The organism is Haloarcula pellucida (genome assembly GCF_014647235.1).
Taxonomy (GTDB): Archaea; Halobacteriota; Halobacteria; order Halobacteriales; family Haloarculaceae; genus Haloarcula; species Haloarcula pellucida.
In genome coordinates, this window is sequence record NZ_BMOU01000003.1 from 450,029 (window position 1) to 473,414 (window position 23,386).

Here is a 23,386-nt window from a genome sequence, read left to right on the forward strand (position 1 = left end):
CTTTCCCTTGGCGCATCCGAGGACACGTTGCATCAGAACTAGGTCAGCGTTCATTGTATCACCTTGCCCCTAATGGAACTGGCTGTACTGCCAACGATACTCGGATAGTCGTACTCCGACGACTCTGTACGCATTCGGTCGGCGGGCCCCGAGATCGTCACTGCCCCGATAGCGTTCCTATCCGCATCGGTGATCGGTCCCGCGATACAGTGTCGTTCCGGATTGAACTCGCCCATGTCGTGAGCCAGTCTGTCATCCCGGACTGACTGTAGTTCATCACGGAGGGCGTCTTTGTCGGTAATCGTGCTCTCGGTGTAGTCCGTCATTTCGTAATTGTCCAAGATTGCGTCCCGTTCTTCTTCTGGCAAATAAGCGAGAATTGCTTTCCCTCCGGCAGTAGCAGGTAGTGGTACGTGCTCCCCCTCGAACAGTTCTGTTTTCGGTTCGACTTCGTCTCTAATTCGAACGAGGTAGACACCTCGGGTCCCTTCTTTAATCATGATGCTGGCAACTTTTCCCGTCGCTTCCGCTAACTTCTTCAGCGGCTTATGCGCAACCTTGTATAGCTTCATACGGGCGCGTACACCCCCGCCCAGTTCCATGAACCGGACACTCAATCTGTACCGCCGGTTTTCTTTGACGACGTAGCCGAGTCGTTCGAGTGTTGTGAGGTGCTTGTGGATCGTCCCACTCTGCAGCGATAGTTCGTCGGCCAATTCACTGACACCGACGGACTCACGCCCTGCCATCGCGTCGATAACACGGAAACTTGTCACTGTCGTCCGAGCGACGGGGTCCTCAAATTTGTCCGGGTTCGGGATTAATTGTCTTGACACATCGTAGCGGTCAGTCGCCAGCACAATAAATATATTCATATATTGTGAAGAACCCCTCCTTCGGCAGCAGTCAGCGTCCTTCGGAACCAGAAATCGACGTTAGAACAGCCTACGTAGAGTATATCGACGGTTTGTAACCATATTCATATATCGTGAAAACTCGGTCTCTCCGCCAGAAGTCAACGTCCTTCGGAACCAGTAATCGACGTTAAAACAGCGTACGCCTATAGCGCAGATTGATGGGTTCGTAATCCCGAGAGCCGACACTACTCCGACTGACTCTCGCCGATTGACTCGGTTCCGGGCCGATCGCTGTCGGTGGACAGCTGCCCGAATCAGAATAATGGGAGTACCTGTGTTACGCCAATAGCGGTGTCGTCGTCTACAGGGCGATCGTTGCCCTGTAGACCCGCTCAGTCCGAGCCTGCCATACAGTCTATTCATGATATATGAATGTAGATGCTGCCAACACAATTCCTTGTGATGTCGTATCGTATCAAGCTATTCAGTATCGTCCTGACTCAGATAACCGTGCGAATACGTTCGTGTGGGCCAAGACTGGCACAGCCGTCATTCATGATACGTGAATGATTACTCGGGGATGATCTACGACCAAGGACAAAATGGTCTGTGAGCACCGAACGAGACTGTTCAAAACGGATTCGCTGTCGGTGGCGCGTCGGTTATTCGAGTCGCGGGAGGTACGCTTCGTTGGCGGCGAGCAGTTCTTCGGTCATCTCGTGAATCTCCAGCAGGGTCAACTGGGCTGCCGTGAGCGGGTCCTGTTTGACCGCGCGGTGGATCTTCTCACGGTCGTTCTCCAGTGCGCCTTCGACGGCGAGTTGCTGGACGGCGACGTGTTGCTGGGGGAAGGTGCGGACGGAGTTGGGGAGTTCGCCGACCGAACACGGGTGGAGGCCGGTGCCGTCGACGAGGACGGGGACCTCGACGCAGGCGTCGGTCGGCAGGGACTCGATGGCGTTGGTCTCGTTGCTGACGTTGAGGTTGAACCGGCGGGTGGTGTCGGTCTCGATGGAGTGGATGAGCCGTGAGGCGTACTCCTCGGAGCGTTCGACGCCCACTTCGTCTAGATCGACGCCCAGTTCCGGGTCGTCGCGTTCCTCAGAGCGTTCCTGCCACCCTTCGAGGTACGTCGCGGTGGGCATCCGTTCGGCGTAGTCCGTGCCGGTCAGCTCCTCGATGGTGTCCTCGTCGGTCCGGAAGTACGGGACGTACTCGGACATGTGGTGGGAGGATTCGGTCGGGAAGTAGCCGAAGTGTTTCATCATCTCGAAGCGCACGGTGTCGCGCTCGTACGTCTCGGGGTCGTCGTAGGCCTCGCGGAGGGCGGGATAGACGCTCTCGCCGTCGTGTGTGGCTTCGAGGAACCACGCGACGTGGTTGACGCCGGCGACCCAGTACTCCAGTTCGTCCTCGGGGACGTCGACGTAGTCGGCGATGGCCTCGGCGGTGTGGGGAACACTGTGACACAGCCCGACGGTCTCGATGTCGGTGGCTTCGAACATCGTCTGACAGAGGATGGACATGGGGTTCGTGTAGTTCAGCAGCAGGGCGTCGGGACACAGTTCCTCCATGTCGTTGGCGAGGTCGAGCATGGTCGGGATGGTTCGCAGGCCGCGGAAGATGCCGCCCGGGCCGATGGTGTCGCCGATGGCTTGCTCGACGCCGTACTCCTCGGGGATGCGGATTTCGTTCTCGAAGGGCTCGGTGCCGCCGACGTTGATCATGTTGAGGACGTAGTCGGCGCCGTCGAGCGCCTCGACGCGGTCGGTGGTCGACTCGACCGTCGCGTCGAGGCCTTCGTTCTCGACCATCGCCTCGGCGACGCGGGTCGTCTGGTCGAGTCGATGCTCGTCGATGTCCATCAACGCGATGGTACTGTCGTTCAGGTCGTCGAACGAGAGGATGTCCCCCACGAGTTTCGTGGCGAACACCATACTACCCGCTCCGACGAAGGCAATCTTCGGCATGCATACTACCCTGTTGGTGAGGGGGTAATAAATGTATCCCTGCTGACTCTCCGTTCAGTAGAGAACCTGTGCGATTCGAAAATCTCTGTCGACGGCGGCACGGTTCGAATCTGCGGCTGATGGCTTCTCTATATCAGCGCTCTGCTTCCGGCCTGTATACCTCCGTAATAGAGCTGTGATGGAGCTGATACTGACTGGACACCGGTCGGCTGTGTTTGGGAACTGGCCGACTGTAGGTGTATAGTTCCATGCCAACGTAAAATATAAATGCCTACAATTAGTCTGTCGAGCCGGACAGACAATGTCTAAAAACCGTAGCATTAGCCGTCGGCGTCTAGTAAGTACGATCGGTGCGAGTGTCGCAGCAGGACTTGCGGGGTGTAGCGATTCCAGCGATCGATCAGAAGCAACCAACACGTCTGGTAAAGAGGGGGGCTCAAACAGTACTACGCAAGGTGAAAGACTCAACGTAGCGAGCTGGGGAGGTGACGTCGAGTCAGATATCGTTACGAGTATTCTCGAGGATTACGACTCTTCCAATCCGAATGTCAATGTGAAGTACCAGAACATTCCCTTCGGTGAATACTCGACCAAGCTGAAGACACAGTTTTCTGGGGGAACCGAACCCGAGGTCTTCTACTTAGCGTCGGGATCGGCGCCGCAGTATATGCAAAACAGTGCGCTACTTGCGTTGGACTCCTATGTCGAGAATTCGGATAATTACGCGTACGACGACATTCTGGACAATCTCCTCTCGGCGTTTCAGTATCAGGGGAAGACTTACGGGATTCCGAAGGATTTCACACCGGTTGGTCTCTTTATGAACGAATCGCACCTCGAGGAGGCAGGGGCGAATACCTCACCGGAGACCTGGAGTGGCTTTCGCTCCGCACTTGAGGCGGTTAAGACGAGTACGGACGTCGAGTACCCATTCGCGTTCGGAAGCAGGCCCCGAAACACCCTCGTTCAACTCATTTGGCAGAACGGTGGACGTATCCTCTCCGAGGATAACTCGGAGTGTGTCGTCGGGTCTACGGCCGCTATCGAGGCACTACAGTACCTCCTTGACCTCCGTAGCGATGGGCTCGCGGCAATATATGGGAACGAAATCAGTCCGACTTGGGCTGCGCCCTCGCTCGGCAAAGAGAGAGTGACGGCCGCTATGACAGGTGCGTGGTCGATTTCGACACTGAAGGAAGAATATGGGTCAGTCTCTGACTCTCTCAAAGTCGCGAATCCGATGCCTATCCCGAACGGTGGTCAGCAATCGACGATAGTTTTCACAACGTCTTGGTCAGCTTCCGCACAGCAGGAGACCAAGCAGGCCTCGGCGGCCTTGGTTAAGTCTCTCACCAGCAAGGAGGGCATGTGGAAGTGGACGAAAACCGGGACTGCACTGCCTGCACGGAGGTCACTGCTCGAAAAAGACTTTTACGACGACCGGCCGCTACTCAACGGCCTGGGTAACCTGGCAGACGACGGACGGCCATTCCTCTTCGGGATTCACCACTCTGAGGTCGTCGATACGGTCATGTCCGAAGTCGAAGGTGCGGTTACCGGCGCTAAGTCACCCGACGCAGCGTTGAAAGACGCTGAGCGCCAACTCAACAGTGACGTGTTCTAAACACGATGGCAGACACCACACTTACCGACGTTAAGAAGCGCTTCGAGAGTGATGGAAACGACGTGGTCGCCGTCGACGAACTGAGCCTCGATATCGAGGACGGCGAGTTTCTCGTACTCGTCGGTCCGTCTGGGTGTGGGAAGTCGACGACACTGCGACTCATCGCTGGTCTCGAAACCATTTCCGACGGCGAAATCAAAATCGGTGACGACGTCGTCAACGATGTCAAGCCTAAAGACCGTGACATCGCGATGGTGTTTCAGAACTACGCGCTGTATCCTCAGCGAACCGTCCGCGGGAACATGTCGTTTGGGTTGAAGATGTCTACCGACCTGCCGGATGAAAAAATAACTGAGCGGGTCGAGGACGCGGCAGAGCTGCTCTCGATCACGGACCTGCTCGACCGTCGTCCCAAGGCACTCTCCGGTGGTCAACAGCAGCGGGTAGCGCTAGGCCGAGCCATCGTCCGTGACCCGGAACTCTTCCTCATGGACGAGCCACTCTCGAACTTGGATGCAAAACTTCGGACACAGATGCGTACAGAACTGCAAGAACTCCACCAACAGCTCGGCGCCGCGACTGTATACGTAACCCACGACCAGACCGAGGCAATGACGATGGGAGACCGTATCGCCGTCCTCGACGATGGTCAACTCCAGCAGATCGGCACGCCGATGGAGTGTTACTACGAACCCGCGAACCAGTTCGTCGCTGGGTTCATTGGCTCTCCCTCGATGAACTTTATCGAAGGGGTGTTCGTTGATGGGCTTATCCACTTGGACCTGTTCCGGTATCCCCTCACTGACGAACAGCGGGCGGCGATCGAATCTGAAGACTCGAACTCGGTGACAGTAGGGATTCGACCGGAAGACATCGAACTCACCGACGAAGACGGGCCCCGAACGGTGGAGATGGACGTCAATGTCGTCGAGCCGATGGGGAGCATGAATCTGCTGCACCTCGAACGGAGTGGTGTCGAGATAACCGCTTCCGTCACCGGCGAACACATCGTCGACGAGAGCGACTGTGTTCGCGTCCGGTTCCCCGCTGATCGCATCCATGCGTTCGACCGACAGACTGGCGCCGCCGTATTCAACCGTGAACGGAGTGCTGATCGGCCACCGGGGATTCTCAGTAGAGAGGAGGTGCCTAGCCATGGCCGTTGATGACAAGACCGACTCTGTCACTGTCCGAACGAGAGTCACCCGGTTCAGGCAGTCCCTTCCCAGTTTCGGACATGCCGATCAGAACAACCTCGCCGGGTTGCTTCTCATGCTCCCGAACTTTGTGGTGTTCTCCCTGTTCCTCTTAGGACCGGTACTGTTCGCGCTCTTTCTCTCCACACAAGATTGGAACGTGTTCACAAGTTCGGGAGAGTGGGCGTGGACGACGCTCTTCGGCGTTCGCCTTCCCATCCAGAACTACGTCGAAGTCCTGACTCCGTGGCCTTGGGAGAACAATTGGGCGTCACTGCGGAGTCCGTCGTACAACCTCTGGTGGTTCGCGCTTCGGAACACCATCGCATATGTCGTCGTCGTCGTCCCGACACAGATTATCGGTGCCTTCCTCTTGGCACTGGCGCTCGATATGCGCATCCGTGGAAAGAAACCACTCCGGGCAGCCTACTTCATGCCTGTGATGCTGACGTCCGCCGCAAGCGGCGTCATCTGGCGGTGGCTGCTCGCGAACAAAGGCGTGGTCAACGAGTTCTTGCGCCCGTTCGGGCTCGCGAATGCGTGGGCGAACGATCCGGGGACAGCGCTCGGAAGTCTCATGCTCATCGGCCTCTGGGGCGGTATCGGATTCAATATGATCTTCTATCTAGCCGGGCTCCAGAGCATTCCCGAGGAGCTCTACGAAGCCGCGCGCATCGACGGTGCAACTGGTTGGCAACGAATCAAAGAGGTCACGTGGCCCAACCTACGGAACACACACTTCTTCGTCATCGTACTCTCCATCATCGGCACCTTCCAGGTGTTTGGTATCGCGCTCGTCTTCGCGAAAGGTGGCCCGTATCACGCGACGACGACTACCGTCGTTCTCATCTACAAGACAGCCTTCGAGAACAGTAGTTACGGGAAGGGAGCGGCGATGGCGTTTATGTTGTTCGCTATCGTGTTCGTGTTCAGTTATTATCAGTACCAGCTCAACCAACAGAATGAGGTGTCATACTGATGCCACGCTCGAACTACGACTATCCCGGATACGAACGGTCGGGCACCACCTACTGGACGAAGACGACGCTCCTCTACGCTGGAGTTATTGGCGGAGCACTTCTCTGGTCACTCCCGTTCTGGTGGATGCTAGCGACATCTGTAACGGCGAATCCATCGGCGGCATCGATTACACTGCTGCCATCGAACCCCACACTCGATCACTACGAGGCGCTGTTCAGTACCCAACCAATCGGCAAGTGGTTCTTCAACACTATCGTCTTCGCGGGCTCTGTCACTGCGTTCAACCTCATCTTCGACAGCCTCGCCGGCTATGCACTTGCAAAGGTGGATTTCATCGGCCGGGAGAAATTCTTCCTCCTTTTCATGTCGACGATGATGATACCCGCGATGGTGACCCTTATCCCAGTGTACGTATTCCTCGCCAAACTCGGTTGGGTGAACACCTACCAAGGACTCGTTGCACCGATGATAGCCAATCCGATTGGCATCTTCCTTTTGCGACAGCATTTCAAAGGGATGCCATCGGCACTTGGCGACGCCGCGAAGATCGATGGATGTAACGAACTGCAGACATTCTACAAAGTCTACCTGCCACTGGCAAAGCCAGCACTCGCAACGCTGGGTATCTACACGTTCATCATGACGTGGAACAACTTCCAGTGGCCACTCATCATTGCCAGCGACGACTCCATGTATACCCTTCCAGTTGCGCTATTCAGCGTTCGAAATCAGTTCTTTACCGAATGGGGACTCGTGATGGCCGCGGCGGCAATCATCGTGATGCCGGTGATACTCGTCTTCCTTTCGGCCCAGCGGTACTTCATTCGAGGAATGACCCTCTCGGGTGTCAAGGGCTGACTGGCCCGGTCGTCGCTTTGTATTATCGGCGTACGTATCCGAATCGAATCCTCTCGGCCCCGTCGCCGAATAGTTCTTCGAAAGCAACGGTTTCGGTCACAGCAAGTATTCCGGGACCCAAGAGGACGAAAGCCGGTGGGAAAATCTGCGAGAGTGAAATTACAAACCCGCCCCAGACGAAGTAGAGTACGGTGAATGCAGGCTCTTCAGCGAGGCTGTAAGCAGCGCTCTCCATCGTGTACCGGAATCCCGATCTGTCCTCTGGGACAGATCTCATCCGAATACTGGCAGCCCTGAACAGCCAAATAAGGGCAATGACGATTAGATACAGGCTGAGTAGTGCCCAAAGGAGCGCAAGAATGTTCCCGCTTGTAGCTCCGACTACGAGGTAGAGATATCCACCACCTACAAGTACAATAAGCAGAGCGCTGTACGGCAGGCCAGCGAGTATGTTGTTACGCCACTCAGAGACAAACGTCTCGAAGCGCTCTCGCTCGCTTACAGGTCTCCCTTTCGACTCAGAGGAGATAATCTCGATCCACATCTCACTGAGTGCTAGAATCGATGCACCGAGAGTAACTACTGGAATCGAACCGAGGATGACCAGTGGACTCGACCAACCAATCGTGAGTGCGTCTTTGTAACTCACCCGTATAATGGCACGACATACATCCCCAAGACTGGTATCATGTTGGGCCATCGTCTGTATATCGTTCTCTCCAGTCGATACATCATAGTGTTTGCCATCGTTTGCTCAGAGTGCCGTAGACGAGTAACACACCAAAGGTGGGGTGGGTGCCGAGGTCGAACGCCTGTAGAAACCCGTGAAATGATTCATGCTGTGTTTAGATTACTCTGTTCTGTATCACTCAAATGCAGCAGCCAACTGGCCCGCACATACTCCCGTCAAAGCTTCCGAGCGCGCGAATCCGAGAGATATTCTGTAGGACGACGTCAGCGCTGGCACCGCCCTGTTCGGTCGCCATCTCGTCGAGACTGCCGAGAACGACGTCGAGTGAGGCGGAATAGGCGTCGTACCGGAATCGCCGCCCCATCTTCGGTGCTGGCGACACGCCGTCGATTTCGGCGGGCAAATCCGCACGGTCGGCGAACCGTGTAAACCTGTCCCAGACCGTCCAACGAGAGACTAGCCCACCCGAACGATGTGGAGACGGAAAGAGGTAGCCGTCCCAGTCGTCGTGAGCAGCAAACGCGGCGAGACAGCCTTCGGGTACGTCCTGTCCGTAGCGCAGCGAACCTCGACGGCGAACCCTACGAACTGACACTCACTCGGGGAGATAGTTGCGTTCGACGGCGACTGGTACCTCGGCGACCCTGAAGTTGCTGACCGCTTTGCGTTCCTGTTAGAAGCCAACGAAGCGCGCCAATCGATCGCCAGAGCGGACGATCTCCGAGAGATCATCATGCGTCCCGTCGACGTCGATGAGATTTAAGAGAGGGTTAGAAAGTCGAAAGGACGATATCAACGGCGAATTAGCCCGTACTGAATCCAAAAATCGTGGAATACCTGATCTTGAACAACACTATTCCCAGATTAGAGGAGAAAGCCAGAATAATAGGGAAAGATTAGGGAATAGCGAAAGTTAAATCGAAAAAATGGCACGAAATCGAAGAAGACTGGCAAGATATGGAAGAGTTTGAGGCAAACTCGATGAGATCTCGTCTACCTGCTCGGATATCGGCCCGACACGTCGCCAAATCGAACGCCACTCGCGGGCGCTCGCCCGACTGCCCAGCCGCGAATTATGGAAGCGGTTGATCCGCATCGAGAGGGTATGAACCCATTTCTCGATTAGGTTTTAGTCGGTGTAGTTGACCCGACTGCTCAACCCGAGTCGTGAGAGGGCAATCCGATAGCCGAATTAATCGACGAGAAGCACAGCGTCCGAGAGGTCGTGTTTCTCGCGGAGACGATGTCTGCGCGCATTCTAGCCGATTCACTCGACGACCTGCTCACGTCCCAAACGGACTCGACTAGACAGTGCCCATCGCTCATGTGCAACAGATCCCAACGCCTGTGTGATGAGGGCACGTCCGTCGACCGCGTGGCTGGGACGGCGGGCCGCGTGTCGACGCCTCGCTTGTCGGTGTCCCGATTCAGGATTGAATCCCGCCGTTCAAAATGCAGGACTCACTACGGACAATCGATGCCGCCCATCGGACGCGCCCGCAATCAAAAGACGAACCGACGGAGGGAGGTCCTGCGAGTCACCGTCGCCAATGCCATCCCCATCGTCGGTGTCGTCGCACTCGGTTGGAACGCCGCTGCACTGTTGCTCCTCTACTGGCTCGAGTTGGGAGTCGACTCGGTCTGGGCACTGGTTCGTGCGGTGTTCGCTGGCCGCCCGCCGGCGCTCGACACAGACGGCTTGCTGGTCGGCCCACTCGCGGCCCGTCAGCCCACACTCTCGGTACCGGGCACGTCTATGGACGTATATCTCGTCACGCTAGTCGGCCTGCCACTCACTGTCCTGATCGTCGCTATCGGGTGGCTCTTTGCCGGCGCAGTCCTCGTCGGCCCAACGTCGAATCCAAGCTCCGGGACGCTGTCGACCGTCGTGCTGGCTGCGATCGGACTATTCGTCGTCACGGGGATAACGACTCTCCGGACGTATTTCCACGACGGCGAGTATCGAAAGCACAACTCACAGACGGCGTTCAGCGGCCACCTGTTCCGAATTATCACCGTGTTCGTGGGCGGCCTCGTCACCGTCGCGTTCGTGACCGCAGCGACGGAGGGACCGTCTGTTGAAATCTCGCGTGTCGACCCAGCGACCGTCGGGCTCCCGTTGTTGCTCACGATCGCCCTCGGAAAGTTCACGGCCGACTTCTGTGGTGTCTACAGCGACCGGCTCGCCGTTTACTTCGAATCGTACGACCAGGAGTACGGGTGGTTCGACCCACCACCGGAACCCGAACCGGTCGAAGCGACACTCGATGAGACACCCGAGCGAGTCCGCCCGGTACGGTTGGGACGGGTGTTCGGTGGCCCACTCCGACTGCCATACCACATGGGCTGTGTCTCCCTCGGTGGAATCGGGCTCGTCGTCGCGGGACTGTTCGCGCTCGGACAGGCATGGCAGATCGTCACCGTGGTTGTCACAGCCAGCGTTGCCGTCCCGTGCCTGCTGATGTGTCTCGACCAACTGCTCCGGTACGGCACGGTCGAATATCGTATCGCGCCTGACGACGGTGTCATCGTCGCATACGATCGTCTGTTCGGGACGGCCCTGTGGCGGCTCGAATCGTGGGCGCAGACCGACGTTCGCGTCGAAACGACCCCCGTCGATACGCTGCTTGGAACGGAAACCGTCAGCGTCGACCACCCCGACGGGCAGTTCATCCTCCCGCATCTGCCCGATAGTGACCCAGTGCTTGCGATCAGCGAGGCAGCGCGATCGCCGGCCAGACGACTGATCCCAGGCCGGCGCGCGTGGTTCACGTAGGTCAGCAGATCAACGACGTGCCTGCGGTTCTGTCAGGGCACGCCAACTCGATCACCGCCGAGTTACGTACCGCCCTGTCCGAGTCCCCACTCGACGCAGTCGGCACGGAGTAGCCCCACTTTGTGCGAGTGGTTGTAACTCCCGACGACGCGATCCAACCGAGCGAGGATCACCCTGTCTGCTGTGGGAGTTTTGACTGGCACGCTGCGGTACACGACCACTGGTGTCTCGTTCGGCAACACCACCTCGTCGACGACCGGCAGTTGATCGGTGAAACGCGTCGTCGATGACCGCAGTTGCTCGAACCGGTATGGATAATCCCGGTGCTGTCTGTCGGGTCGTGTTTAGTTACGCGTGAAAGGTGGGGCGGACGGATTTCTTGGTGCCCATGCCAGAGATCAGCCGCCTCAGCGGGAGTTGAGAGTGGATCGATTTGGGGTTCGTGGAGCGCGAACGGACACCCGAGCCAGCGATGAAGCTCGGTATTCAATCGCACGTTGCGGGGCTCCGATTTCAGATGCGTCGCCACGGAAATCGGAACGCTGTCGAACGGATTTTTCGAGAGCTGAAGCGACGAACCTCGTCGTTTTCGAACTGCTTCAGCCACGTCGAACCCGAAACAGCCGAAAGTTGGTTGCAGAGCTTCGCTCGCTGGCACAATGCTCCAAACGAAACACTACCCAGAGCGGGGACAGAAGACATATACCGAGACCATCGAGAGCAAATCGACATGATCCAGCCCTCCAGGAGACAGTTCCTCTCTCTTTCCATACCGACGCTTTCAATGACACTCGCTGGCTGCTCCCAGTGGAACTCAGAAGACGGGGCTGAAACGGAGACACACTCACCAGGAGATTCGGAGCCCGGTTGTTGGCCATCGATGTGTGCGGGAACGCAGATACTCGAAGTAGACGTGCATTCGGACTGTTCCGGGACTGTTGTGCTAAAGGCTAGCTGTCGAGACGAAGCGATTTCACTTCAGTCGGGGGAATCAGTCCAAATCGTTCGCGAGAAAGACGCTGAGACATGCGGGGTCGCTGTCGATTTCAGGGGGCACGGCCGATCGGAGAAGACGGAACTGGGCCACATCGTCGCCCAATACGCCCGCGATATTCACACCTTCCTCGAACACCGAGACCTCGAGGATGTCGTCCTCGTTGGATGGTCGTTGGGCGCTCTCGTTTCGTGGGTGTCGGGCGAGTGATCGTCGTATCACACATCTCGTTCACTCCGGTTCGGAGAACTCACGAACTCGATGGCTCCCTAGCTCGTACGCTTCTCGAGAAGGGTGGCCCACCCGAAGAATCTAATCCGTTACTAAATTTACAACCAAAATAGCCGACTTTAGAGGCGTTATAGTCCAATTTGAAACAGAACACCGGAACTGATGTCACAATGTATGTTTGTACACTCGGATATGGCAGCTAGAACGTAATTTTCGGACTGGTGGCGCAATTTGTAGTTGTATATCGGAGTGTAGCACCTAAATCTCGACCCTACCGAGTATAGCGACGGATTCCGGCCCGGATCGAGATGCGTTCCGTCACGCCGAGGCGACCGGACGAACGCTACTGTATAACACCGGTACCGATGTTATTTCCTCCCGGAACGATAAAAAAGTATTTGTATGGGAACACACAACACAGCGACGATGAAAGAGGGAGCGAAGTCGGATCGGTCGGCGCGGTTCGAGGTCGAGCACGTCGGGGGGATAGAGGAGACGACGGTCGAGATACCTGTGGGCGTCACTGTGCTCCCGGGGAAGAACGCGACCAACAGAACGTCATTTCTCCAGTCGATAATGGCCGCAATGGGGAGCGACTGGGCGACGTTGAAGTGTGACGCGGACGAGGGCTTCGTCCGACTGACACACCAGGGCGAGACCTACGAACGCCAGTTTTCCAGAACGTCGGACGGAGAGGCCATCTGTCGCGGCGACGGCCTTCTCGACGACCCGTCGGTCGCGGAGCTATTTGCGTTCCTGTTGGAGACGAACGAGGCCCGCAGGGCCGTCGCGCGCAGCGACGACCTCCACGACCTCATCATGCAACCCGTCGACATCGAGGGAATACGGGCCGAAATACGGCGAGTGGTCGACGCGAAACGGGAGATAAACGACGAACTCGCGACGATAGAGTCACTGAAGCGGGACCTCCCGGACCTCGAACAACAGCGAAGTGAACTCCGGGAGCGCATCGACTCGAAGCGGTTGGAACTGTCCGATTTGGAAGCGGAAATCGACCGAACGAGTACGGAAATCGAAGAGTCTCACAAGGAACAGGACCGCCTCGAAGCGAAACTGACGGAACTACGAGACCGCCGGAGCGCGCTCAACGACGTCCGCAACGACATCGACAAACAGGAACAGAGCGTCGCCGCCCTCAAACAGGAACGAACAGAGTTGGAGGCCGAGCGAGGGGACCTGATGTCTGCAGTGGAGGGCGACGACTCAGACGTCGACGCTCGCATCGAACGACTTCGAGCGGAGAAACGGGACCTCAACGCCAAAATTAGCGACCTTCAGAGCGTCATTACGTTCAATGAGGAGATGCTGGACGACGCCGACAGCGCCGTCCTGAACGCCATCGAGAGCGACCCAGAGACGATGGGCGACATCACCAGTCAACTCATCGAGCGTCGGGAGGAGGTCACGTGCTGGACCTGCGGGTCGAGCGTCGAGAAGAGCGACATCGACCAGACGCTCGACCAACTCCAGCGGTACAGACAGGAAAAACTCGCCGACATTCGGTCCATCGAGAGCGAACTCGAGGACCTGAAAGAACGGAAACGAGCCCTCGAACAGCAACGTCAGCGGCGGAGTCAAATCGACAGCCAATTGGACCGCATCGAGGCGGAACTCGCCGAACGCACCGACCGCCTCCAGCAACTCCGTGACAGGCGCTCCGAGCTGACGTCTGACATCGAGACGCTAGAGGCGGACGTCGAGAGTCTGCGTGCGGAAGATTTCGACGAAGTGCTCGAACTCCACAAGGAAGCGAATCAACTGGAGTTCGACATCGAAACTCTCGAATCGGAACTCGAGTCGATTTCCGAGGAGATAGCCGACACGGAGGATCGAATCGCAGATGCTGACGACCTGCGCGAGCGTCGGTCCGAACTGAACGACGATCTCGAGGACCTTCGAACCCGCATCGAGCAGATAGAGACGGAGGCCGTCGAGCAGTTCAACCACCACATGGAACAGGTACTCGACATCCTCGAGTACGACAACCTCAACCGGATATGGATAGAGCGACTCACCGCTTCGGAGTCGACGGATGACGAGACCGTCGAGGAGACGAGGTTCGAACTCCACGTCGTTCGCAGCACCGAAACGGGGGCAGCCTACGAGGACACTATCGCCCACCTCAGCGAGAGCGAACGGGAAGTGACCGGCCTCATCTTCGCGCTCGCGGGGTATCTGGTCCACGACCTGCACGGGACGGTGCCGTTCATGCTCATGGACTCGCTCGAAGCGATCGACTCGGAGCGTATCGCCGCCCTCGTCGAGTACTTCGCCGAGTACGCCGACTATCTCGTGGTCGCGCTGCTGCCGGAGGACGCACAGGCGCTCCCCTCGGACTACAACCGGGTCACGGAAATCTAGCAGTCACAGCCACCGTTTTCAAGCAGTTCGTCGACGGCGTACTGGGAGCCACAGGTCTCACAAAAAATATTTATGCCGACGAACACGCGGAAGGTCCCGAGGTCGATTCGATCCGTCTTCCGCAGGCGGTCCAGTTTCTCGCGGCTGACTGCTTGCGTCCGCGTGACGAGCCGTTCGAGCTGTTGCTGTTCCTTGGCCACCTGTTCAGCGTCGTCGGCCTGTTCGTAACTCGCCCCGCGGACGTTCTGGAGGTATCCGCGGACGGCCTGATAGGTGACGAAATCGTCGGTCAGTTCTGCGACACCGATACCTTCCTGTTCGAGGTCTCGACGTGCCTCGGTCGCTCGGCCGGCACTCACGTCATCGCTGGTGAGCAATTCGTAGTAGGTGTCGACATCGCTGTCGACGGGAGCCATGTCGTTGTCGCGCATCTCGGCCCGGAGCAGTTCCTTGTTGAACAGGTCGGCGAGGTCGCGGAGGCTCTTACGGGCGTCGCCCTCGCTGGTCCAGTGCGCTTCCAGCTCGGGTCCCAGTCCGTCGAGGTCGTACACATCGATGAGTCGGCCGACCTTCGTCGTGGGCGCGTCGTCCGTGGGCATATGGTGGTCTTGTCGTATTGGCCTGTTAGCAGTTCCGGCTTTCGTTCGTGAGCGATTGGGTCGAGTACCGGACCAGAACCGGGCCGCATAGACGGCTTGTTTCGAGCGTATTCACGCCGAAAGTTAGTACTCGACTCCGAGTAGTACGGGAGGCTGGTGGATTCGAGGCTTCGCCGGGACGAACAGGTCCGTCCGCGTAGCGACACACGATTGCGGGTAACGAGAGACACGAACTGCTATCTTCGCTCACGAACGCTCACTAGGCGTGGCCGATCGGGAGCGAACGTCCGGTCCGCACGAGTTGGGATTGCGGTTTCCGCCCTCGCTCAGTCGAGGCGTTCGAACCGCCAATACTGGTTGTCACCGCCCCACCACTCCCACTGCATCCCGTTCGCGCCGTCGGCTGTCGACGCGTCTTCGACGTCCAAGTACCACCCGCTGTTGACGTTCTGCAGGCGGTAGAGGCCGTTTGACATTTCCTCGACGGCCCACTTCTGATTGTCGCCACCCCACCACTCCCACTGCATGGTGTACGCCCCTTGCTCGGTTGAGGCGTTCTCGACGTCCAGCACCCGCCCGCTGTTGACGTTCTCGAACCGCCAGACGCCCGAGGCGACTTCGTGCGCGACCCACTTCTGGTGGTCGTAGCCGAGCCAGTCCCACTGCTGGACGCGGTCACCGTCGCCGGTCCCCGCGTCTCGGACTTCGAGCGTCTTCGCGCTGTTGTAGTTCTCGATGCGGTAGGTCGCGCCGTCGACCAGTCCGGGTTCGAACCCGTAGGCCGTGAGACTCTCGAGCGTGGCGGTCCCACCGCTAGCCGTCAGCGAGGTTCCGATACTGTCCTCCTGCGGGAATATCTGGTTCGACATGTTGAACCGGCCGTCGTTGCCGAATATCTCCACGAGGCTTCGGTCGACGAGGACTCGGAGCTGTATCGTCCCGTCGCTTAGCGGGTCCATCGGCCCGCTGGCGATGTCCTTGTTCGTGTTCCCGAAGTACACGCCCGAGTCGTTGCGGTCGAAGACGAGTTCGGTGTTGACGGCGTCGTAGGTGATGCGAGTCGTCTCGCTATCGCCCTCGCGCACCCCGAGCGTCACGGAATCGGCATCGCCGGGGTCGATGGTAGCGAGGATCTCGAGTCGCTGGCCCTGTACGTTCGTGCCGGCGAGTGGGTCGTCCGACGACGAAATCGGCTCGCCGCTCAGGCTTGCGAGTTGGTTTTCACGCGCCAATTCGAGCGCGCTGTCGGGTCGCTGGCGCGGTTCGATTCCGGACCCGGTGTCGTACAGTTCGAGGCGCTGGGGGAACGACTGCGCTCCCTTCCACCCGTTGTCCGGCGTGTCCAGCGCGTAGTCCCAGTGGTTCATCCACGAGAGACTGAGCCGGTCGTCGGTGGCCGGTTCGTTGTCCCACGATTGGCCACCGTAGAAGTCCCAGCCGTCGTTGGCGTACACCGTGTTCTCGACGGTGAACGTCGTTCCGTCGAAGTGGCCGATGTGGTGTTCGACGTGGTCCCACTCGACGGAGATGGTCATCACCCACCGACGCTCGCCCGTGTTCGTGACGGGGAGTTCGTAGAGGTCCGGACACTCCCAGCCAGCGCCACCGGACTCGTAGGTGCTCAGGTACGTCCAGTTCTTCAGGTCCGGGGAGCGCCAAATCTCGATGCCGGCGGGATAGGTGGTCCCGTCGTAGGTAGTCGAACTGACGCGAGCGACGGTCATGCGCCACTCGCCGGCGGGATCGTACCAGAACGGGTTGGGGTCGCGCCAGTCGTTGTGGTTCGTATCGATGACGGGGTTGCCCGCGTACTTCGTGACAGTATCGCCGCCGTCCGTGCTGTACGCGAGGCGCTGGTCTTGCGTCTCGTCGTCGTGGCGGCCCGTGTACATGCAGACCAGTGCGTCAGTCCCGAACCCGGACGTGTTGTTCTCGTCGATGACTGCGCCCCCCGAGTACGCCTGAATGGAACTGGTGTCGGGAATCTTCGTCCCGTGTTCCGTCCAGTCGACGAGGTCTGTACTGGTCGCGTGGTCCCACCGCCGTCGGTTCTCGCCGGCCTGATAAAACAGGTGGTAGGTACCATCGTGATACACCATCCCGTTAGGGTCGTTCATCCATCCGTCGTCGGGCGAGAAGTGGTAGTCCGGACGGTACGGTTGGCCGTCGGCGCTCGCAGTCTCGACGATCGACGTCTCGTCGCCGAGGACGCCGCCGAGGACTGCCGTTGAGAGGCCCGCGCCGATGCTCTTGAGGAGGCTACGGCGACCGAGACGGAGGGTGCTTTCGGAATCTGTACGCCGTGCCGGGTCGTGAGTTTTGTCTGTCATTGATAGCTGGTCGTGGCCTTTCGATTGTGAGTATTTGCCATGTTACTGGCGGCCACACGAAGGATATAAACATGCATTAATAATTGTTTCGGAACGCTACCCACAACCGGCGTTCCAACGGCTGTTTACGGTCCGTTCGGTTCGATAGGGTGCCGATGCTTCGTCGGATACCGAACGCGTACGGCTGGTGCGGAGACCGTCGTGCCGTCGCGGCAGTCGTCGGGGCGTACCGCGGCGGATGGCGCGAGATAGAGCGGGGCGGCGCCGGGCGTGGGCGCTATCGTCGACTCGGTGCGTCTGGTCGCTGTCAGCGATCGGTACTGTTTCGGCCGGTCACACCCGGTCCCGTGGTCGGCGTCCCACTGCCACGTTCTCCATGGCGTTCCACGACGCCCTCGAACGAGAGCGCCTCGTCGGCGGCCACGTCGCCGTAGCGGGGGGTTGTGTCTATCCGTCATGGTTCGCCAGACCGGTCGTCGTCGAGTGGTCCCAGATGGCTCGCATCCGATAGGCCGAAAACGACTGGAGTACGCTCCGGCGGAAGTAGGTCGCTATCTCGTCGTTCATTTGTTGTGGACTCCAGCGTACTGCTTCTGATTGTCAACTGCTGTCGCATGACGCACCAGCACGGTAATTAATCGACAGCGAAATAGCTGCCTCATTAGCGCTCGAGGATTCCGATTTCGGCCTTATAATGAAGTCCACTACTTCCGGTCGGGTCGATATGTTCGGCCGATAGCCGAGGCGTCACCGATAATTATTTATATCATTTTCCAGTCTGTTTGGGGTACGTGGTAGCACACGGAGCGTACGATATGACCAACGACGACACCCCGCTCATAGCAGTAGACGGTATCGAGAAACGGTTCGGCACAGTCGAGGCACTCTCGGGAGTGAACCTCGAACTGGGCGACAACGAAGTGCTCGGCCTCGTCGGCGACAACGGCGCCGGCAAGTCGACGCTTATCAAGACGCTCGTCGGCATCCACCAACCGGATGCCGGGGAGATCCGCTACGACGGCGATCCGGTCACCATCGAGAACCCAAAAGCGGCCCGGGAACTCGGCATCGGAACCGTCTATCAGGACCTCGCGCTGGTCGACGAATTGTCGGTCGCCTCGAACCTCTTCTTGGGTCGGAACCCCATCAAGAAAATCGGCGGGCTGATTCCCGTCCTCGACGAAGAGTACATGAACGAGGAAGCAGAGCGCATCCTCAGGGAACGGTTGAACATCCACGTGGACCCAGAGACGCCGGTCGAGTACCTCTCGGGCGGGGAGCGCCAGGCCATCGCTATCGCACGGGCGCTGGTGACCGACCCCGACATCGTCCTGCTGGACGAACCGACCTCTGCGCTCTCGAAGGCCGCGGTCAACGAAGTCGAGGAACTGGTCTTCACGCTCAAGGAGAACGGCCACTCGGTCATCATCATCGACCACAACCTAGAGGAGATATTCTCGTGGACGGACCGCATCGCCATCCTGTTCAACGGGCGCGTGGTCGACGTCGTCGATACCGAGGAAGTCACCCGAGACGACATCGTCTCGATGATGATTAGCGGCCAGTCGGTCCTCGGCGACGACACGGACGCCGATGAACAGACGGCGGGCTCAGAGTCCGCCACGTCCTCCTCGACTGCGTAGTCCGCCGCGATTGTCCCCGTCGAACACCTTTTGCCGTCGAGACCATACCCGTAGCAGCGACAGACGCCGAACGACAGCGTCTTCGACATGGTTCTGGCGAGGGTCGGTGCCGGGGCCGTCCCCGTTGTCAACGATAGTTAGAAAAGGTTAAGTATAGTTAACCATCATTCTCTTCTCGGGAACACATCCCATACTAGCCATGCGAGTTAGCAGACGTAATCTCCTGAGAGGGATAGGTGCGGCCAGTTGTTTCAGTGCGGCCGGCTGTCTGGAGTCCAGCGGGGGCTCGGACGGCGGCTCGAACAGTAACAGCGGTGACGGCGCGTCGACAGGGAGCGCCGGCGGGGGTGGCGACGACAGCTACCACTTCGGCATCTCCATGAAGGGGATGGGACAGGCCGGGTTGTTCGTCCAAGGTCTGGCCGGCCGGTGGTACACCGAAGACATGGACAACGTCGAGGTGACTATCACCGACGCGCAGTTCGAACCGTCCAAGCAGACGGAGCAGGCGATTAACCTGCTGAATCAGGACGTAGATGGCATCCTGCTCAACCCGGCATCGGGTGAGGCTTCGGCGTCTATCGCCGAGCGTGCTGCCGAACAGGACGTTCCGGTGATGAACTTCGACACGGCAACACTCAGCGAAGACATCGTCCTCGGCAACATGTTCGGCCAGCGTCGCGGCGGCGAAGTCGCGGCCGAACGCTTCACCGAGATGCTGAACGAGCGCGGGATGGCCGACCAAGACGTGAAGGTCGTCACCAGCGTGTTCACGTTCTCTGCGCCGACGAGTCAGCAGCGTCTGTACGGGTTCACCGAGAACCTGCCGGACAACGTCGAAGTCGTCTCGCGCGTCGAGAGCAACGGGACGCCCGAGGAGACGACGCCGAAGATGGTGAACGCGCTCCGTGCCAATCCGGAAGTCGACGCCATCTACTCGAACAACGTCGGGAGCGGAATGGGCGCGTTGCAGGCCCTCCAGCAACTCGACCGGTACAAGAAGAAAGACGAGGACGGCCACGTCATGGCCTTCGGTATCGACGGCGGTCCGACGCTGAACCAACGCATCGAGGCCGGTTACTACGACTTCGCCATCGACCAGCCGCTTCACTTCTACGCGCCCATGACCATCGAACTGATGGTGAAGTATCTCGACGGCGGGCAGGACGCCCTCCCACAGGTCGGGTCGACGGTCACGCCCGGCGAGAACCTCACCGTTGAGGACAAGGAAGTGTTCGGCGTGAACCCGTGGAGCAACAACTTCTGGGGCCCTGCGCCGATGACCGAGTTCGAGTCGAACGACCAGACGTGGTTCCCGTGGCTCAAGGCCAGTCACGCGATGATTACCGAGGACAACGCGCTCGAACCGTATCTCTACGGGAACATCGCGCGCCGCTATCAGGAACAACAGTAACTGGAGACAATGAGTACCCTGACCAACCTGTCGTCGTCAGTCGAGGACCTCCGCGACACCGACAGGACCCGGATGCTGTTGTTCCTGATGGACAACCTCATCTGGCCCATCCTGTTCGTCTCGTTCCTGTTCTTCTCGGCGCTGCTCCCCGAGATATTCACCGACTACAGGAACATCCGGTTCCTGCTCTACACCAGCGCGGGACTCGGTGCGATAACGCTCGCGGAGGGTATCTGTCTCATCAGCGGCCACTTCGACCTCTCGGTCGGTTCGATAGCGGGCTTCTCTGCGATGTCCGGGTCGCTGTTTCTCACCCAGTGGGCGCCGGGTACGCCGGGCGTCGTCGGCATCGCGGTCGTCCTCGGCGTCGGCGCGTTCATCGGGTTCCTGAACGGCTTCTTCATCAGCAAGTTCGGGGTGAACCCGTTCCTGCAGACGCTGTCGACGCTCATCATCTTCGAGGGGGGCATCCTCGTGCTCTCCTCGACGTCGATATTCAACCTCCCCGGGACGTTCACGTATCTCGGCGGAGCCACGGTCGACCTGCCGCTGTTCAAGCCGATGCCCGTGGCCGTCTTCTTCATGTTCGCGCTGTTCGTCGCCGTGTTCGCGTGGCTGACGAAGACGCGGTTCGGCCGCGCCATCTACGCGGTCGGTGGCGACAAGGAGGCGGCGGGTGAGGCGGGTATCAACGTCGACAAGGTGGTCATCAGCGTCTACGTCGTCTCCGGACTGCTCGCGGCGACGGGTGGCCTCCTCCTGACCGGATTCACCGGGGGTGCCACGCCTACGCTCGGGACGGCACAGCTGTTCCCGGCGTTCACGGCGGCGGTCATCGGCGGCATCAGCCTGTTCGGCGGCCGCGGGAACGTCCTGAACGCGTTGGGCGGGGTCCTGTTGCTCGGGACTATCAGTGCGGGTCTCGTGATGCTGAACGTCGGGCCACAGATAGTTCAGACGGTCAATGGTGTGATTCTGTTCTCGGCCATCCTGCTGTACACCTTCGTCGGCAGGTACCGAGAGCGGCTACTCTCGGACCTCTAGCCCGAACGCCGTTTGCAGAGTCGAGATCGCCGGACGCTGTACGGCGCCCCGGTCACGTTGCACCCTCTTCTTCCGACCTACTGGATAGCGCCGCTATAGTAACAATTGAAACGATTCACACACTGACCGCACCGCAGTCGTGCGGTCAGGTGTGCATTGATTTTCAATGGCTACTATAGTTTACCGCCGCGACGCGGGCTTCCCGCTGTCGTGACACGCAGTACTGTGGTCTGTTCTTACTGAGGGACCGATCGCTCAACAGTCTTCCACTGGCTGTGTGTTCGTCTCTCCCCCGGTAGTCGGCCGTCGTATTGGTTCGCCAAAGACAGTCGGTCGGTTCGAGAACCGACGAGCCACCGCTCCCGCTGGATTCGCCACACGACAGGTCGACCGACGGTCCAGAAATCGGCACCTCAGGTGGCTCGATTGCGATCCGCTCAGGAACGCACATCCAGACCGTCGGACTCGGAGTGACGCAGACGCGTTCTCGAGGGAATCCGCTCTCCGAGACTCGGACGTCCCTCGGTTCGCCCTGACCACCTTCGTCTACGACCGGCACGTTCGCACACAAACGCACCCTGAATAACATCGGTACTGATGTTATCTCAGATGCTGGGAATGAGGGTGGCTACCAAACGGCGCACATAAATGGAAGGGGTCCCGGCTACCGATGCCGTCAGTCGAACTGTCCGAGATAGGACTCGACGGCCTCGGTTAGGTCGCCGTATGTCGGCGTCGTCCCGGTGACAACGAACTGTCGTGCCAGTGCGTTGCCGACGACGAGGGCCTCCGCGTCGTCGAACCCCTCGACCAGTCCGAAAGAGAGACCGGCGTTGAAGTGGTCGCCGGCGCTGGTCGTCATCTCGGGGTCAGCGACAGGTGACACCGCGACGCTGGCGGTATCTGAAGCTGTGAAGCTGCGTGATTCGTATACGCCGTGCGTGACGACCCGACTGACGTCCACAGCATCGAACACCGCTCTGGTCGGGTCGTCAGTCTGCGACCTCCCGAGGGCGTCGGCGAGTGCCCGTGTCTCCGCTCTGTTCGCCGACAGGGTTACCGTCGCCACGTCGTCCAATCGCTCAGTCGCTTCGACCATCGCTTCGACGGTGTCTCCGTTTAGTTTCCTGATGTCTGCCGGGTCGAGGAGGACGTGCCCGGGTGGGTCGGTGAGCGACGGCCAGACGTCGTCCCGCAGGCCGTCGAAGACACTCGGGAGGCGCGGGGCCATGGCCCAGTACCCAATGCCGAACAGTTCCGTCCCGTCAATGGCATCGACGAGGGTTTCGCGTCCGAGGGTTGACGTAAGCGTCTCCCAGTCAAACTGGCGTATGTCTCCCTCCTCGTTGAGCATCAACTTCCCGTCCTCGAACTCCATCGCGTCTGTGTAGCCGGGTTCGCCGAGGCTGTGGGTTTCGAGGTGGCCGAACTCGTCGTCGAACAGCGGGAGTTGTGGCTTCCCGAGCATTCCGAGGAGGGTCGGGTCGTACTCCAATCTGTCCCACGCACGCGCGAGGTGGCACACGTGCCCGCCCGCACGCCTCCCGCGGTCGTGCCAGTCCAGCGCGAGAGAACTGTCGGCTGCCACCGCGTCACCGATGCGGTCCCGGAGCGCCGCCAGCGATTCCAGCGGTTCGGTCGTCTCCCCGTCTATGTCCGTCCGAACCTGCCTCACGGTGTCGACGTAGCCGTCGAACCCGAAGACTACGTCGCCACCAGCAGGGGTGGGTGGGAGCGCATCTCGACAGGAACGGACGGCGGACACCGTCGCCGCGTCGGGGTTGGTCTCGGTCATC

Annotated in this window: 16 protein-coding genes and 3 pseudogenes; 12 read left to right on the forward strand and 7 right to left on the reverse strand. The window is 59.2% G+C overall.

The genetic code is table 11. The annotated features are described in order from the left end of the window. Positions 1-50 precede the first annotated feature (50 nt). Complete coding sequence (locus tag IEY28_RS11830) at positions 51-836, reverse strand: IclR family transcriptional regulator (protein ID WP_420842337.1); 786 nt, start codon at positions 834-836, stop codon at positions 51-53. Between the two features lie 683 nt (positions 837-1,519). After that, positions 1,520-2,827, reverse strand: a complete 1,308-nt coding sequence (melA, locus tag IEY28_RS11835) for an alpha-galactosidase (protein WP_188997698.1) — start codon at positions 2,825-2,827, stop codon at positions 1,520-1,522. Between the two features lie 301 nt (positions 2,828-3,128). On the opposite strand from melA, the gene IEY28_RS11840 reads away from it, so the two are divergent. The 4 genes from IEY28_RS11840 to IEY28_RS11855 are packed head-to-tail and all read left to right on the forward strand — an operon-like array spanning position 3,129 to position 7,486. After that, a complete protein-coding gene (locus IEY28_RS11840) occupies positions 3,129-4,451 on the forward strand; it encodes an ABC transporter substrate-binding protein (protein WP_244995634.1) in 1,323 nt (440 codons plus the stop codon). Between the two features lie 5 nt (positions 4,452-4,456). Further along, entirely contained in the window at positions 4,457-5,617 is a 1,161-nt protein-coding gene (locus IEY28_RS11845) for an ABC transporter ATP-binding protein (RefSeq protein ID WP_188997702.1), read from the forward strand. Beyond that, on the forward strand, positions 5,607-6,626 hold the full coding sequence (locus IEY28_RS11850) for a carbohydrate ABC transporter permease (RefSeq protein ID WP_188997704.1): 1,020 nt from the start codon (positions 5,607-5,609) through the stop codon (positions 6,624-6,626). Before IEY28_RS11845 ends, IEY28_RS11850 begins: the two co-directional genes overlap by 11 nt. Then, positions 6,626-7,486, forward strand: coding sequence for a carbohydrate ABC transporter permease (locus tag IEY28_RS11855; protein WP_188997706.1), 861 nt, complete (start codon positions 6,626-6,628; stop codon positions 7,484-7,486). Before IEY28_RS11850 ends, IEY28_RS11855 begins: the two co-directional genes overlap by 1 nt. Before the next feature lie 22 nt (positions 7,487-7,508). On the opposite strand, the gene IEY28_RS11860 is transcribed toward IEY28_RS11855, so the two are convergent. Continuing rightward, the gene (locus IEY28_RS11860) at positions 7,509-8,135 is read right to left on the reverse strand and encodes a hypothetical protein (RefSeq protein WP_188997708.1); all 627 of its coding nucleotides are present in this window, start codon (positions 8,133-8,135) and stop codon (positions 7,509-7,511) included. A 955-nt stretch (positions 8,136-9,090) separates the two neighbouring features. Then, positions 9,091-9,423: pseudogene (locus IEY28_RS20995) on the reverse strand (hypothetical protein); the annotation flags it as partial. 231 nt (positions 9,424-9,654) lie between these two features. Between IEY28_RS20995 and IEY28_RS11870 the strand changes: the two are divergent. The 5 genes and pseudogenes from IEY28_RS11870 (at position 9,655) to IEY28_RS11890 (ending at position 14,560) form a co-directional block, all read left to right on the forward strand. Beyond that, the gene (locus IEY28_RS11870; RefSeq protein ID WP_188997710.1) at positions 9,655-10,953 is read left to right on the forward strand and encodes a DUF6498-containing protein; all 1,299 of its coding nucleotides are present in this window, start codon (positions 9,655-9,657) and stop codon (positions 10,951-10,953) included. A gap of 128 nt (positions 10,954-11,081) precedes the next feature. Beyond that, positions 11,082-11,243: a DUF2891 family protein gene (locus IEY28_RS21000; protein ID WP_420842338.1), complete on the forward strand. Its 162-nt coding sequence runs from the start codon at positions 11,082-11,084 to the stop codon at positions 11,241-11,243. A 209-nt stretch (positions 11,244-11,452) separates the two neighbouring features. After that, positions 11,453-11,623: pseudogene (locus IEY28_RS11880) on the forward strand (IS6 family transposase); the annotation flags it as partial. 210 nt (positions 11,624-11,833) lie between these two features. Further along, positions 11,834-12,142: pseudogene (locus IEY28_RS20675) on the forward strand (alpha/beta fold hydrolase); the annotation flags it as partial. Between the two features lie 462 nt (positions 12,143-12,604). After that, positions 12,605-14,560, forward strand: a complete 1,956-nt coding sequence (locus tag IEY28_RS11890; RefSeq protein ID WP_188997798.1) for an archaea-specific SMC-related protein — start codon at positions 12,605-12,607, stop codon at positions 14,558-14,560. Here the strand turns inward: IEY28_RS11890 and rdfA are convergent. Both rdfA and IEY28_RS11900 read right to left on the reverse strand, forming a co-directional pair. After that, entirely contained in the window at positions 14,557-15,159 is a 603-nt protein-coding gene (gene rdfA, locus IEY28_RS11895) for a rod-determining factor RdfA (RefSeq protein WP_188997715.1), read from the reverse strand. The two genes, IEY28_RS11890 and rdfA, sit on opposite strands and share 4 nt — an antisense overlap. 326 nt (positions 15,160-15,485) lie before the next feature. Then, positions 15,486-17,489 carry a GH32 C-terminal domain-containing protein gene (locus IEY28_RS11900; RefSeq protein ID WP_188997718.1) on the reverse strand — a complete coding sequence of 668 codons (2,004 nt, stop codon included), beginning with the start codon at positions 17,487-17,489 and terminating at the stop codon, positions 15,486-15,488. Positions 17,490-18,304: 815 nt separating this feature from the next. On the opposite strand from IEY28_RS11900, the gene IEY28_RS11905 reads away from it, so the two are divergent. The 3 genes from IEY28_RS11905 (at position 18,305) to IEY28_RS11915 (ending at position 21,590) form a co-directional block, all read left to right on the forward strand. After that, a complete protein-coding gene (locus IEY28_RS11905) occupies positions 18,305-19,132 on the forward strand; it encodes an ATP-binding cassette domain-containing protein (protein ID WP_188997722.1) in 828 nt (275 codons plus the stop codon). A 199-nt stretch (positions 19,133-19,331) separates the two neighbouring features. After that, positions 19,332-20,546 (forward strand): sugar ABC transporter substrate-binding protein, encoded by a 1,215-nt coding sequence (locus tag IEY28_RS11910; RefSeq protein WP_188997724.1) that lies wholly within the window; start codon positions 19,332-19,334, stop codon positions 20,544-20,546. A gap of 9 nt (positions 20,547-20,555) precedes the next feature. Beyond that, a complete protein-coding gene (locus tag IEY28_RS11915) occupies positions 20,556-21,590 on the forward strand; it encodes an ABC transporter permease (RefSeq protein ID WP_229783127.1) in 1,035 nt (344 codons plus the stop codon). 676 nt (positions 21,591-22,266) lie between these two features. On the opposite strand, the gene IEY28_RS11920 is transcribed toward IEY28_RS11915, so the two are convergent. Then, positions 22,267-23,385: a PfkB family carbohydrate kinase gene (locus IEY28_RS11920; RefSeq protein ID WP_188997726.1), complete on the reverse strand. Its 1,119-nt coding sequence runs from the start codon at positions 23,383-23,385 to the stop codon at positions 22,267-22,269. Position 23,386 lies beyond the last annotated feature (1 nt).